This is a genomic window from Achromobacter ruhlandii, from assembly GCF_902859695.1.
GTDB lineage: Bacteria > Pseudomonadota > Gammaproteobacteria > Burkholderiales > Burkholderiaceae_B > Achromobacter > Achromobacter ruhlandii.
This window is the reverse complement of the sequence record NZ_CADIJL010000002.1, coordinates 23,938-37,456: the sequence shown is the minus strand read 5'-3', so window position 1 is coordinate 37,456 and position 13,519 is coordinate 23,938. Positions and strand designations below refer to the sequence as shown.

The 13,519-nt window shown below is 67.9% G+C and carries 11 protein-coding genes; 2 read left to right on the top strand and 9 right to left on the bottom strand.

Annotated elements, in window-relative coordinates; all coding sequences use genetic code 11:
* Window positions 1-26: 26 nt before the first annotated feature.
* The 3 genes from HV742_RS02470 to HV742_RS02460 form a co-directional block, all read right to left on the bottom strand.
* Window positions 27-944 (bottom strand): LysR family transcriptional regulator, encoded by a 918-nt coding sequence (locus tag HV742_RS02470; RefSeq protein WP_175144390.1) that lies wholly within the window; start codon window positions 942-944, stop codon window positions 27-29.
* Window positions 945-1,057: 113 nt separating this feature from the next.
* Entirely contained in the window at window positions 1,058-1,279 is a 222-nt protein-coding gene (locus tag HV742_RS02465) for a hypothetical protein (RefSeq protein WP_054415856.1), read from the bottom strand.
* 179 nt (window positions 1,280-1,458) lie between these two features.
* The gene (locus HV742_RS02460; protein WP_100509206.1) at window positions 1,459-2,082 is read right to left on the bottom strand and encodes a TetR/AcrR family transcriptional regulator; all 624 of its coding nucleotides are present in this window, start codon (window positions 2,080-2,082) and stop codon (window positions 1,459-1,461) included.
* A gap of 132 nt (window positions 2,083-2,214) precedes the next feature.
* Here HV742_RS02460 and HV742_RS02455 point away from each other — a divergent pair, with 132 nt between their 5' ends.
* Entirely contained in the window at window positions 2,215-3,498 is a 1,284-nt protein-coding gene (locus HV742_RS02455; protein ID WP_059271470.1) for an MFS transporter, read from the top strand.
* A gap of 149 nt (window positions 3,499-3,647) precedes the next feature.
* Complete coding sequence (locus HV742_RS02450; RefSeq protein ID WP_059271472.1) at window positions 3,648-4,445, top strand: alpha/beta fold hydrolase; 798 nt, start codon at window positions 3,648-3,650, stop codon at window positions 4,443-4,445.
* A gap of 63 nt (window positions 4,446-4,508) precedes the next feature.
* Here HV742_RS02450 and HV742_RS02445 read toward each other — a convergent pair whose 3' ends face one another.
* From HV742_RS02445 to putA, 6 genes are all read right to left on the bottom strand, one after another.
* A complete protein-coding gene (locus HV742_RS02445) occupies window positions 4,509-5,246 on the bottom strand; it encodes an ABC transporter ATP-binding protein (protein WP_054430083.1) in 738 nt (245 codons plus the stop codon).
* Window positions 5,243-6,043: an ABC transporter ATP-binding protein gene (locus tag HV742_RS02440; protein ID WP_006383977.1), complete on the bottom strand. Its 801-nt coding sequence runs from the start codon at window positions 6,041-6,043 to the stop codon at window positions 5,243-5,245. Before HV742_RS02440 ends, HV742_RS02445 begins: the two co-directional genes overlap by 4 nt.
* The gene (locus HV742_RS02435) at window positions 6,040-7,128 is read right to left on the bottom strand and encodes an ABC transporter permease subunit (protein WP_175144389.1); all 1,089 of its coding nucleotides are present in this window, start codon (window positions 7,126-7,128) and stop codon (window positions 6,040-6,042) included. The genes HV742_RS02440 and HV742_RS02435 overlap by 4 nt, the downstream gene beginning before the upstream one ends.
* Complete coding sequence (locus HV742_RS02430; RefSeq protein ID WP_374700484.1) at window positions 7,125-7,976, bottom strand: branched-chain amino acid ABC transporter permease; 852 nt, start codon at window positions 7,974-7,976, stop codon at window positions 7,125-7,127. Before HV742_RS02430 ends, HV742_RS02435 begins: the two co-directional genes overlap by 4 nt.
* A 240-nt stretch (window positions 7,977-8,216) precedes the next feature.
* On the bottom strand, window positions 8,217-9,362 hold the full coding sequence (locus HV742_RS02425; protein ID WP_049073109.1) for a branched-chain amino acid ABC transporter substrate-binding protein: 1,146 nt from the start codon (window positions 9,360-9,362) through the stop codon (window positions 8,217-8,219).
* A 187-nt stretch (window positions 9,363-9,549) separates the two neighbouring features.
* Entirely contained in the window at window positions 9,550-13,371 is a 3,822-nt protein-coding gene (putA, locus tag HV742_RS02420) for a trifunctional transcriptional regulator/proline dehydrogenase/L-glutamate gamma-semialdehyde dehydrogenase (protein WP_059271474.1), read from the bottom strand.
* Between the last annotated feature and the right edge of the window lie 148 nt (window positions 13,372-13,519).

Sequence of the window (13,519 nt, the reverse complement as noted above, 5' to 3'; positions counted from 1 at the left end):
GCGCCGCCCGCCCCCGCAGCGAGAGGTCAGCGCCCCTGCCGCGCCTCGCCGCGGCACAGGGCGTGGATCGTCTGCCGCAACCACTGATGCGCGGGGTCGCCTTCCAGGCGCGGGTGCCAGGCCTGCGTCAACAGCGCGGTTTCCAGGGGCATCGGCAGGTCGAACAGGCGGATGCGCAGGCCCGCGGCAAGCGCGCCGCTGGCAAGGTGGCGGGGCAAGGGCAGCAGCAGATCCGAATCCTGCAGCGCGAACAGCGCCGTGTAGGGGCTCGACACGACCAGGGCCACATGACGGCGCAGGCCGTTCGCCTCCAGGGCGGTGTCGATCGGCGCCGCGGACTTGCCGCGCCGCGACACGTTGATGTGCTCCCAACGGGTCAGGCGCTCGGGCGTGATCTCATCGTCGAAAATCGGGTGATGCTCGCGGGCGACGCCAACAAAAGTGGTGGTGAACAGCGACTGCACGCGGATCTCCGGGCCAAGCTTGCGCGACCCGCTGATGAACAGATCGATGCGGCCGCTGCGCAGCGCTTCGTCATCGACGTCGTCCTCTTCCGGCGAAAAGCGCAGCGTGGCGCGCGGCATCTCGGTCGCCATGGCGTCCAGCAACTGCCCCAGATGAACGCTGACGAACTCGTCGGTGGCGCGGACGTTGAAACGCCGGTCGAGGGATTTGAGGTCGATCGCGGCGCCGGCCGCGAACACCTGGGTGGCCTGATCGAGCGCCGCGCGCACCTGCTCGCGCAGCGCGAGCGCCCTGGGCGTTGGCATGAGCTTTCGGCCCACCTGCACGAACACCGGATCGCCCAGGGCTTCGCGGATGCGGCCCAGCGTGCGGCTCATGGCCGGCGGGCTCAGGTTCATGCGGCGCGCCGCGCCAATGACACTGCCCTCATCCAGCAACGCATCCAACGCCAACAGCAGGTTGAGATCCGGACGCGCCATGACGGCTCCCGATGAATGATCAAGACGCAATCATAGGGCAGGATCCCATGATGCCCGCATCAATGAAAAACGCCAGCAATCGCTGGCGTTTTTTTCTGGCGCATGGCCCGGGTTCAGCGGTGGGCGGAAATCACAGGATGCTGGCGGCGGCCGGCGTCCATGTCGTGCAGCACCTCGCCGACAGCGCCGCCGAACCGGCGCAGGCGCAGCTTCAGCCGACGCCAGCCCATGCGCGAGAACGGGCCGGACAGGGTTTCCGCCTTGATGGCCTCGCGGATCAGGGACCGCTCCAGCGCATCCGACATGCGGGCATTTTTCAACGCGGTATCGCTCATGATTCTCTCCTTGAGAAAGCGCGATGGGGGAACAGCACGAGTCCATCTTAGACCCGCGCATGCTGCGTTGCAATAAAAACGCCTAGCATTATTTTTGCCGTTGCGGAATGGGTACAAACACCACCATAACGGTGCATCCGGCACCACATCTGGCACCAGTATTGTGCGGCGCAAAAAACCTATCGCCGCCCGAGATGTGCGTCAATCAGCAGGTCGGCCATGTCGGCCACCCGGGCGGCCGGACCGCCCTCGCCGAACAACTGGCTGGAGACGAAGGCGCCCTCGATCAGCAGCAACAACCCATCGCCCAGCTTGGCGGGATCGGGCGCGCCCATCTCGGCGGCCATGGCGGCCAGGCGCCGGCGCAGCTCGACCTTGTGCTCGACCGCGACCACGCGGGCCGGATGGCCGGCCTCGGGATATTCCACCGCGGCATTGGTCAATCCGCAGCCGCGATAGCCGTTCTGCACCGCCCGCACGCTCAGGCCCGACAGATAGGCCCGCAACCCCGCCTGGGGATCGCCGGGATGCGCGTCGCAGGCGGCGTTGAAGCGCCCCCAGAACTCGGCGTCGTAGTCGCGCAGGTAGACCGCGGCCAGTTCGTCCTTGGACGAAAAGCTGCGGTACAGGCTGGGCTTGGTGACGCCGGCCTGGTTGACGATGGCGTCCACGCCCACCGCCCGGATGCCGTCGCGGTAGAACATCTCGCGCGCCGTCTTGCGGATGCGATCGGCCGCCAGGAGCGGCTTCGCGGGCGTATCGGCGGCGGCGGTCTTGCCACCCTCCGGGGATTTGCTGGCCATGACTGGAACTCCTCACTGAGACCGGCCGGCAAGGCCGACCGCCCTGAAAACAGGGACGTCAAAAATACCTCTTGACGATGTTACTAACCGGTACGTACTATTCGCAAACCAAATTACGTACCGGTCAGTAACATGAGTATAGCCCAACCCCCCATCCCTTTCCGCCGCGCCGGCCAGAAGTACGCGTTCGTCGTGGTCGCGGTCGTGTTCCTGGCCCTGCTGGTATCGGCCGGCCTGCGCTCCTCGCCCAGCGTGCTGCTGGTGCCGCTGGAGGAAAGCTTCGGCTGGAACCGCGGCACCACCTCATTCGCCGCCGCCGTCGGCATCTTCCTGTATGGCCTGGTCGGGCCGTTCGCCGCGGCCGCCATGGAACGCTTCGGCCTGCGCCGCGTGCTGATCGCCGCCCTGTCGTTGATGGCCGCCTCCAGCGCCATCAGCGCCTATATGACCCAGCCGTGGCACCTGCTGATGACGTGGGGCGTGTTCTCGGGCATCGGCTCGGGCGCGGTCGCCGTGGTCATGGGCGCGACCGTGGTCAACCGCTGGTTCAGCAAGCATCGCGGCCTGATGATGGGCCTGCTGACGGCCAGCACCGCCACCGGCACGCTGATCTTCCTGCCGCTGCTGGCGGCGCTGGCGTCGTCGGGCGACTGGACCCGGGTGGTGTGGACCGTGGCCGGCGCCGCCGCCGCGCTGGTGCCGCTGGCCTGGTGGCTGGTGCCCGACCGCCCCGCCAGCGTCGGCCTGGTGCCGTTCGGCAGCGATCCGCATGCGCCGCCCGCGCCCGTCGCGCCGCGCACCGGCATGATCGCCGCCACCTTCGGCGCCCTGGGCCGCGCCGCCAAGACCCGCACCTTCTGGTTCCTGTTCGCCACCTTCTTCATCTGCGGTTTCACCACCAACGGCCTGGTCGGCACGCACCTGATCGCGCTCTGCGGCGACCATGGCATGCCCGAAGTGCAGGCGGCCGGCCTGCTGGCGATCATGGGCATCTTCGACCTGTTCGGCACCACCGCCTCCGGCTGGCTGACCGACCGCTACGATCCGCGCAAGCTGCTGTTCGTCTATTACGGACTGCGCGGCCTGGCGCTGATCTACCTGCCCTACTCCGACTTCTCGTTCTACAGCCTGGCGATCTTCGCGGTGTTCTTCGGCCTGGACTGGATCGCCACCGTGCCGCCCACGCTGCGCCTGGCCACCGAAGCCTTCGGCGACCGGGAGGCGCCCATCGTGTTCGGCTGGATCGTTGCCGGCCACCAGCTGGGCGCGGCCAGCGCGGCCTGGATGGCGGGCGTGGTGCGCCAGTCGCAAGGCAGCTACCTGATGGCCTTCGTCGCGGCCGGCGCCACCGGCCTGATCGCCGCCATCATCGCGCTGCTGATCGGCCGCGAGCGGGCCGTGCCGCTGCCGGCCTGAGCCGGCCTTCCCGCCAGCGCACCGGCGGCGACGCCGCCCCGTTGACGCCCGCGCCGCCGATTTGATAGGATGGCGGCGCTTTGAAAACGCCCTCCCGGTCCGCCGGGAGGGCGTTTCGTTTTCGTTCCCCTCACACAAGGAAACCTGGAATGAAGACGTCCCTTGAAATCCATCCCGGCTCGCCGGCCGGTCTCGGCTATGCGCGCCTGGGCCACGGCCCGATCCCCGTGCTGGTCCTGCACGACTGGCTCGGCGACCACGGCAGCTACGATGCCGTCATGCCCTGGCTCGACGGCCAGGCCTTCACCTACGTGTTCGCCGACCTGCGCGGCTACGGCCAATCCATCGCGCTGACCGGCGCCTGCACGGTCGAGGAAATCGCCGCCGACTGCCTCGCGCTCGCGGACCGGCTCGGCTGGCAGCGGTTCCACATCGTCGGCCATTCGATGACTGGCATGATCACGCAACGCCTGGCGGCGGACGCGCCGTCACGCATCGCCAGCGCCATCGCGGTATGCCCCGTCTCCGCCGCCGGCAACCGCCTGGGGCCGGAGGCCCTGGCGTTCTTCGCCAGCACCACCGAAGACGACGAGGCCTTGCGGCGGCTGTTCCGGCATGTCTCCAGCGGCCTGTCCGACGGCTGGGCCGACGCCAAGGTCCGCCACAACCGCGCGACCGTGGCGCCCGCCTGCCGGCGCAAGTACCTCGACATGCTGGTGACGGCGGACTTCGTCGACGCCGTGCGTGGAATCGAGACGCCGTTCCTGGTCGTAGTCGGCGATCGAGACCCGGGAATCGACGCGCAAGCGATGCAAGGCAGCTTCCTGGCCTGGCATCCCAACGCGACGCTGCACGTCATTGCGCATTGCGGCCATTACCCGATGCAGGAATGTCCGCCCGCCTTCGCCGCCCTGATCGAGGGCTTCCTCAAGCGCCAGACCGGCTGAGCCCGACGCGCATGAAAAAAGCCCGGCATGGCCGGGCTTTTTCATTGCGGCAAATGGACGGGCCTACGCCTCTTCCACTTCCCCCAGGTACGCGGCGCGCACCTTGGGGTCGTGCAGCATGTCGCGCGCCGGCCCCGACAGGGTGATCTCGCCGGACTCCATCACGTAGCCGCGATGGCTGTTCTCCAGCGCCAGGCGGGCGTTCTGCTCGATCAAGAGGATCGTCACACCTTCGCTGGCGATGGTGCGCACCACTTCAAAGACCTTCTCGACCATCAGCGGCGCCAGTCCCATCGAGGGTTCGTCCAGCAACAGCAGCTTCGGACGCGCGATCATCGCGCGGCCCATCGCCACCATCTGCTGCTCGCCGCCCGAAAGCGTGCCGGCCGCCTGCTTGCGGCGCTCGGCCAGGCGCGGGAACAGCGTGAACACGCGGTCGGTGTCCTGCCGCACCTGCGCGGCGTCGCGCCGGATGTAGGCGCCCATCGCCAGGTTTTCCTCGATGGTGAGCTGGCCGAAGATGCCGCGGCCCTCGGGCACCATCACCAGGCCCTGGCGCACCAGCTCGTGCGACTTCTGGCCGCCGATGGACTGGCCGCCGTAGACCACTTCGCCGCCGGCCAGCGGCACCAGGCCGCAGATGGCGCGCAGGGTCGTGCTCTTGCCGGCGCCGTTGGCGCCGATCAGGCACACCAGTTCGCCTTCGTCCACGCGCAGGTCGATGCCGCGCACCGCGCGGATGCCGCCGTACGCGACCTGCAGGCCGCGCAGTTCCAGTAGGGGTTTGCTTGCCGTCGTCATGCCGGGCGCTCCTGATGAATCAGCGGATCCTGGGCGGCGCCCGCGCCCAGATACGCCTCAATGACCTTGGGGTCGCGCTGCACCTGGGCGGGTTTGCCCATGGCCAGCACCTTGCCGTATTCCAGCACCAGCACGCGATCGCACAGGCCCATGACCAGCTTCATGTCGTGCTCGATCAGCAGCACCGTGACGCCGTCGTCGCGGATCTTCTCGATCAGCTTGCGCAGCACCACGGTTTCCGAGGCGTTCATGCCGGCGGCCGGCTCGTCCAGCGCCAGCAGCTTGGGATCGGTGGCCAAGGCGCGCGCGATTTCCAGGCGGCGCTGGTCGCCGTAGGGCAGCGAACGCGCCACATCGTTGGCGCGGTGGCCGATGCCGACGTAGTCCAGCAGCTCCTGGGCGCGGGCCTCGATGGCGGCTTCCTCGGCGCGGGTGCCGCGGGTGCGGAACACCGCGCCCAGCACGCCGGCGCGGGTGCGCATGTGGCGGCCGATCATGACGTTCTCGATCGCGCTCAGGTTGGCGAACAGGCGGATGTTCTGGAAGGTGCGCGCCAGACCGGCGTGCGCCACCTCGTGCGGCTTCTTGCCCGACATCGAGGCGCCGTTGAAGGTGCAGCTGCCGTCTTCCGGGATGTAGAGGCCCGTGAGCACGTTGAACAGCGTGGTCTTGCCGGCGCCGTTGGGGCCGATCAGGCCGTAGATCTCGCCCTGCTCGATGTCGAAGCTGACATCCGACAAGGCCTGCAGGCCGCCGAAGCGTTTGCCCAGTCCCTGGGCTTGCAGCAGTTTGCTCATGCCGCGCCTCCCTGGGTCTTGGTCGACAGTTCGCGCTTGCGCACGGCCGACGGCCACAGGCCGGCGGGACGGAACAGCATCACGCACACCATCGCCAGGCCGAACAGCAGCATGCGGATGCCCTCGGGATCCAGCACCACCGCGCCGAACACCATCTGCTGCACCGGCTCGACCACCGCGCGCAGGAATTCCGGCAGCGCGGCCAGGATCAGCGCGCCCAGGATCACGCCCGGGATGTGGCCCATGCCGCCCAGCACCACCATGCACAGGATCGAGATCGATTCCATCAGCGAGAAGCTCTCGGGGCTGACGAAGCCCTGCATCGACGCGAACAGCGCGCCCGCCACGCCGCCGAACGAGGCGCCCATGGCGAAGGCCAGCAGCTTGATGTTGCGGGTGTTGATGCCCATGGCCTTGGCGGCGATCTCGTCTTCGCGGATGGCTTCCCAGGCGCGGCCGATGCGCGAGTTCTGCAGGCGCACGCACACCAGGATGATGATCAGCGTCAGCGCCAGCAGCAGGTAGTAGTACTTCTCCGGCCCGGTCACGCGGAGGCCCAGCAGGCTCTCGGTGCGGCCAAAGGCGAACTCGCCCACCTTGAAGGTATCGATGCGGTTAATGCCCTGCGGGCCGTTGGTGATGTTGACCGGCGCGTTCAGGTTGTTCAGGAAGATGCGGATGATCTCACCGAAGCCCAGCGTCACGATGGCCAGGTAGTCGCCGCGCAACTTGAGCGTCGGCGCCCCCAGCAGCACGCCGAACAGGCACGCCACCGCCAGCGCGATCGGCAGGATCGCCCAGAACGGCAGATGCAGCCCGAAGTGTGGCGAGGCCAGCAGCGCCCAGGTGTAGGCGCCCACCGCGTAGAACGCGATGTAGCCCAGGTCCAGCAGGCCAGCGAAGCCCACCACGATGTTCAGGCCCAGCGACAGCATCACGTACAGCAGCGCGAAGTTCAGGATGCGGACCCAGCTCTGGCCGGCCATGCCGATCACGAACGGCAGCACCGCCAGCACGATGCCGATCAGCGCGATGCCGATCAGGTTGCGGGTCGACAGCCCGCTGTGTTTCAGGGTGGTGCTCATGCGCGGTCCCCCACACGCTCGCCCAGCAGGCCGGACGGACGGAAAATCAGCACCAGCACCAGCACGAAGAACGCGAACACATCCTGGTAGTGGCTGCCCAGGAAGCCGCCGGTCAGGTCGCCGATGTAGCCGGCGCCCAGCGATTCGATGATACCCAGCAGCAGGCCGCCCGCCATGGCGCCGACCAGGTTGCCGATACCACCCAGCACCGCGGCCGTGAAGGCCTTCAGGCCCAGCATGAAGCCCATGGTGTATTGCGACACGCCGTAGTAGGTGGCAACCATCATGCCGGCCACGGCGGCCAGCGCCGAGCCGATCAGGAACGCCGCCGAGATCACGGTGTTGATGTTCACGCCCATCAGGCCGGCCACCTCGCGGTTCTGCGCGGTGGCGCGCATGGCGGTGCCCAGGCGCGTCTTGTGCACCACGGCCAGCAGCCCGCCCATGATGAGCGCGGCGATCGCGACGATGGCGATCTGCAGCGTGCTCATGCGCGCGCCGAAGATCTCGAACACCCGCGGCGACAGCACCTGCGGGAAGTTCAGGTAGTTGCGGCCCCAGCCCATCATCGCCACGTTCTGCAGGATGATGGACACGCCGATGGCGGTGATCAGGGCGGCCAGGCGCGGCGCGCGGCGCAGCGGCCGGTAGGCCACGCGCTCGGCGGTCCAGCCGACGGCCATGCACAGCGGCACGGACACCAGCAGGCCCAGGCCCAGCACCATGAAGGCGGACGCGGACGGGTCGCCGCCGACCAGCGAGATGGCGATCGTGGTGGCCGCCATCGCGCCGATCATGACGACGTCGCCATGCGCGAAGTTGATCAGCCCGATGATGCCGTACACCATGGTGTAGCCAAGGGCGACCAGGGCGTACACGCTGCCGAGCGTGACGCCGTTAATCAGTTGTTGAATGAAGATATCCATAGGGGCCGTGGAAATAAGCCTGGAAAAATCGCGCGAGGATCGGATGCGGCGCGGCCCCTGGGGCCGCCTTCGCGCAAATCGCCGCCGCGCCCGGCGGCGCGCGCGGGGTCAATCAAGTTGGCCAGGCGCGGCGGCGCCGCGTCCTGGCCGGATCAGGCAGCCTTAGTTGGCCTGGCTGACCATCGTTTCAACCATCTCCCACTTGCCATTCTTGACTTCGTAGATGGTGACGGAGATTTCCTTCAGGTCGCCGTTCTTGTCGTAGGCGATGTGCTCGCTGGTCGCGCCCTTGCGGTTCAGCTTGGCCAGTTCCGGCAGGTACTTCTCGGGCTTGGCCGAGCCGGCCGCTTCGATCGCGGCGATCATGTTCCAGGCGCCGTCATAGGCGTAGGGCGCGTAGACGCCGGGGGCCTTCTTGAAGCGCTCTTGGTAGCGCTTTTCGAAGTCCTTGCCCGCGGCCATCTTGTCCAGCGGCACGCCGGCCAGCGAGGCAAAGGTGCCGTCGGCGGCGTCGCCGGCCAGCTTGATGAAGGTGTCGCTGCGGGTCATTTCGCCCGAAACCAGCGGCGACTTCAGGCCCAACGTGGCCAACTGGCGCTTCATCGGGCCGGACTGGGCGTCCAGGCCGCCGTAGAAGATGGCGTCGGGCGCCGAGCCCTTGATGTTGGTCAGGATGGCCGTGAAGTCGTTGGCCTTGTCGGTCGTGTACTCGCGGCGCACCACCTGGCCGCCAGCGGCCTTGACGGCCTTCTCGACCTCGTCGGCCAGGCCCTGGCCGTAGGCGGTGCGGTCATCGATGATGGCGACCTTCTTGGCCTTCAGGCTCTGCACCATGAACTTGCCGACCGCGGCGCCCTGCTGGGTGTCGCTGGTCATCATGCGGAAGGTGGTTTCGTAGCCCTGCTTGGTGTACTCGGGCGACGTGGCCATGGCGATCTGCGGCAGGCCGGCTTCGTGGTAGACGCGCGAGGCGGGGATCGTGGTGCCGGAGTTGAAGTGGCCCAGGATGCCGACGACGTTCTCGTCGACCAGTTGCTGCGCCACCTGCACGCCGACGCGCGGATCGGCCTGGTCATCGCGCGACACCAGCACGAACTTGGCGGGCTGGCCGTCGACCTTGATGCCCTTCTTGTTGGCTTCTTCCAGGGCCAGGTTCAGGCCGTTCTGCATGTCCTCGCCGTAGTGCGACTGGGGACCGGTCAGGGGCGCGGCAAAGCCGAACTTGACGTCGGCGGCCTGCGCGGCGGCGGCCATGCCGACGGCGGCGATGCTGGCGGCGACAAGCTTCAAAGTGGTGCGAAACTTCATGGGAATCCTCCGGTATGTCGGATGTGGCTTTGTTATACCTGGGCTTTTGGGCCAGGTGATCTATTTGAGTGCGATTGCCGGGTTGCCACAATCGAACTTCAGGTGCGACCGGATTTTGCTTCCAGTGCAACCTCGCGAGATATTGGAGATAACCCTTGGTTTCCCAAGGGTTACCCCTCGGTCACGTTCAACCGATGGTCATGAGGCTGGCATTGCCGCCGGCCGCGGCCGTATTGACGCTGATGGAACGTTCGGTGAGCAGGCGTTCCGGCACATACGCGGCGCCGGCCGCCAAGGCGTCCGAGGTCAGCCCGTGCACCGCCAGGATCGCGCCCGGCCGCTGCGCGATGCGCTGATTCAGGGCGCGCAGCGTGTCGCCGTCGCCCTCGAACAGCACCGCATGATAGTCGGCCTGGTCGACCTCGGCATCCGCCAGGATGCCCGCCTGGCCCTGCTGCTCGGCATCCAGCGTGGCCAGCAGCGCGTGCGCCGCCGGCGTGTCGGCGAACCAGGCGTGGTTGCCGGTCAGCCGCGCCGCCGCCCATTGGGCACGCGCGCCGGCCTCCGTGGCCGCCACACAATAGACCGCGCCGCGCGGCTCGACCATATAGGTGTTGGTCTCGCCCGTGGGACCCGGCAATGCAATGCGCTGCGGCAACGGCGCGGCCGCGTCCAGCGCCGGCGGCAACCCCTCGGGGCGCGTGCCCAGCAGGCGGTACATATATAGCGGGCCGCCAGCCTTGGGACCGGTGCCCGACAGGCACTCGCCGCCGAACGGCTGCACGCCGACCACCGCGCCGACGATGTTGCGGTTGACGTAGACATTGCCGGCATGGACCTGTCCCGTCACGTGGGCGATGGTCTCGTCGATGCGGGTATGCACGCCGAAGGTCAGGCCATAGCCGGTGCCGTTGATGGCGTCCAGCAGCCCGTCCAGTTCGTCGCGGGCGTAGCGCACCACGTGCAGCACCGGACCGAACACCTCGCGCGTCAGCTCGCTGATGTGGTCGATCTCGATGATGGTGGGCGCCACGAAGGTGCCGTGGCGGCATTCGCCATTCAGTTCGACCTGGTCCACGCGGTGGCCGGCCGTGCGCATCGCATCGATGTGGCGCTGGATATTGTTGCGCGCCTCCGTATCGATGACCGGGCCGACGTCGACCGACAGGCGGTCGGGATTGCCCACGCTGAGCTCGCGCATGGCGCCGCGCAGCATGGTCAGAACGTGATCGGCATTGTCTTCCTGCACGCACAGCACGCGCAGCGCGGAACAGCGCTGGCCGGCCGAATCGAAGGCCGAGCTGAGGACGTCGAATACCACTTGCTCGGCCAACGCGGACGAGTCGACCACCATGGCGTTCTGGCCGCCGGTCTCGGCGATCAGCGGAATGGTGTGGCCGTCGTCGTCCAGGCGGTCGGCCAGCGTGCGCGCGATGATGCGCGCCACGTCGGTCGAGCCGGTGAACATCACGCCGCGCACGCCAGGGCTGGCCACCAGTTGCGCGCCCACGGTTTCGCCGCGGCCGGGCAGCAGTTGGACGGCGCCAGCCGGCACGCCGGCGGCGCGCAGGATCGCCACCGCCTGCGCCGCGATCAGCGGCGTCTGCTCGGCGGGCTTGGCCAGCACGGTATTGCCGGCCGCCAGCGCGGCCGCGACCTGGCCGGTGAAAATGGCCAGCGGGAAATTCCAGGGGCTGATGCACAGCACCGTCCCGAGCGGACGATGGGTGTCGTTGCTGAACTCGCGGTCGGCCTGGTCGGCGTAGTAGCGCAGGAAGTCCACCGCCTCGCGCACTTCGGCGATGGCGTTGGGCAGCGACTTGCCGGCCTCGCGCACGATCAGGCCCAGCAGGGTCTGCATCTGCTCCTCCAGCAATTGCGCGGCGCGGCGCAGGCATTGCGCGCGCTCGGCCACCGGGGTCGATTGCCAGATGGGCGCGGCATTGGCGGCGGCGCGCAGGGCGGCCTCGGCTTCCTCGCCATTGGCTTCGATGACATGGCCGACCACGTCGCGCAGGTTGGCGGGATTGCGCACCTCGATGGCGCGCGCCGCGTCCCAGGCGCCGTCGCCTTCGCCCAGCATCGGACCGGCGCGCCAGGGCGTGGCGGCGCTGGTCAGCAGCGCGGCCGACAACGAGCCCAGGCGATGTTCGTTGCTCAGGTCCAGGCCGGCGGAGTTGGCGCGCGCGCCCTGCTGCGCGCTGCCGTACAACTCGCGCGGCAGCGGGATCTTCTCGTGCGGCGCGCCCAGCGGCACGATGCGCGAGGCGGCCTCGACCGGATCGGCCACCAGCGTCTCGACCGGGATGCTCTCGTCGCCGATCAGGTTGACGAACGAGGTGTTGGCGCCGTTTTCCAGCAGGCGGCGCACCAGGTAGGCCAGCAGCGTTTCGTGCGTGCCGACCGGCGCGTAGATGCGGCAGGGGCGGTTCAGCTTGCCCTGCGCCAGCGGTCCGACCACTTCGTCGTACAGCGGCTCGCCCATGCCATGCAGGCACTGGAATTCATACTGGCCCGGGTAGTAGTTCTGGCCGGCCAGTTGGTAGATCGCCGACAGCGTGTAGGCGTTGTGGGTGGCGAACTGCGGGTACACGGCTTCCGGCGCGCCCAGCAGCTTGCGGGCGCAGGCCAGGTAGGCCACGTCGGTGTAGACCTTGCGGGTGTAGACCGGATAGCCCTCCAGGCCGTCGACCTGGGCGCGCTTGATCTCGCTGTCCCAGTAGGCGCCCTTGACCAGGCGCACCATCACACGGTGGCGGCTGCGGCGGGCCAGGTCGATCACGTAGTCGATCACGAATGGCGCGCGCTTCTGGTAGGCCTGGATGACGAAGCCGATGCCGTTCCAGCCCTCCAGCTCGGGCGTGAAGCACAGCGCCTCCAGCAGATCCAGCGAAATCTCCAGGCGGTCGGCTTCCTCGGCATCGATGTTCAGGCCGATGTCGTAGCTGCGCGCCAGGATGGTCAGCGCCTTCACGCGCGGCAGCAGCTCGGCCATGACGCGTTCGCGCTGGGCGCGCGAATAGCGCGGATGCAGCGCCGACAGCTTGATGGAGATGCCGGGGCCTTCATAGATGCCGCGGCCAGCGGCGGCCTTGCCAATGGCGTGGATGGCCTGTTCGTACGAGGCGTAATAGCGGTCGGCGTCCTCGGCCGTGGTAGCCGCTTCGCCCAGCATGTCGTACGAATAGCGGAAGCCGCGGCTTTCCATCTTGCGGTTGTTGGCCAGCGCCTCGGAAATGGTCTGGCCCGACACGAACTGCTCGCCCATCATGCGCATGGCGATGTTCACGCCCTTGCGCACCAGCGGTTCGCCGCCCTTGCCAATCAGGCGCGTCAGCGCCTTGGACAGCGACTGCTCGCTGCTCACGGCCACCAGCTTGCCGGTGATCATCAGGCCCCAGGTGGCGGCGTTGACGAACAACGATTGCGAGCCGCCCATGTGCGACTTCCAGTCGCCGCGCGCGACCTTGTCGCGGATCAGCGCGTCGCGCGTGGCGCGGTCGGGAATGCGCAGCAGCGCCTCGGCCAGGCACATCAGCGCCACGCCTTCCTGGCTCGACAGCGAGAATTCCTGGATAAGCCCTTCCACCCCGCCACCGGTGCGCTTGCCGCGCAGCTTCTTGACCAGGTCAGTGGCCATCGCATGCACTTTTTCCAGGTTGGGCATGCGCGCCTGGCCCAGCAGCAGCGGCACGCATTCCGGCTCGGGGCGGCGGTAGGCGGCGGTAATGGCGGCGCGCAGCACCGATTGCGGTTGCACGTCCTGGCCGAATTCGTAGAACGGCGGCGTGGCGGCGGCTTGCTGCTCGCCGCTCTCTTCGTCGCCCCCCTCTTCCCCGCCCAGGTGGGACATTTCGGCGGGCAGGTGGCCGCGCTCGATCTTGTCCAGGTAGGCAAGGATCGCCTGCTTGTGCAGCCAGTGCGGCGTGCAATTGAGTTTTTGCGCGGCGGCCTTCAGGCGGTCGCGTAGCGCGTCATCGACCTTGACGCCGAGGGTGGTGCTGGCCATAAGAGATTGCTTCCTGTCGCATGGCAAAGGTCACACCGGGCCCGCAGGGGGGCCCGGCATCGGTAGGACCGTATGCTAGTCAGGTTGCAACCGGGTTTGTATTAAGGTTAACCCTAGAGTTAACCGATTGAGATCGCGGCAGGTTTTG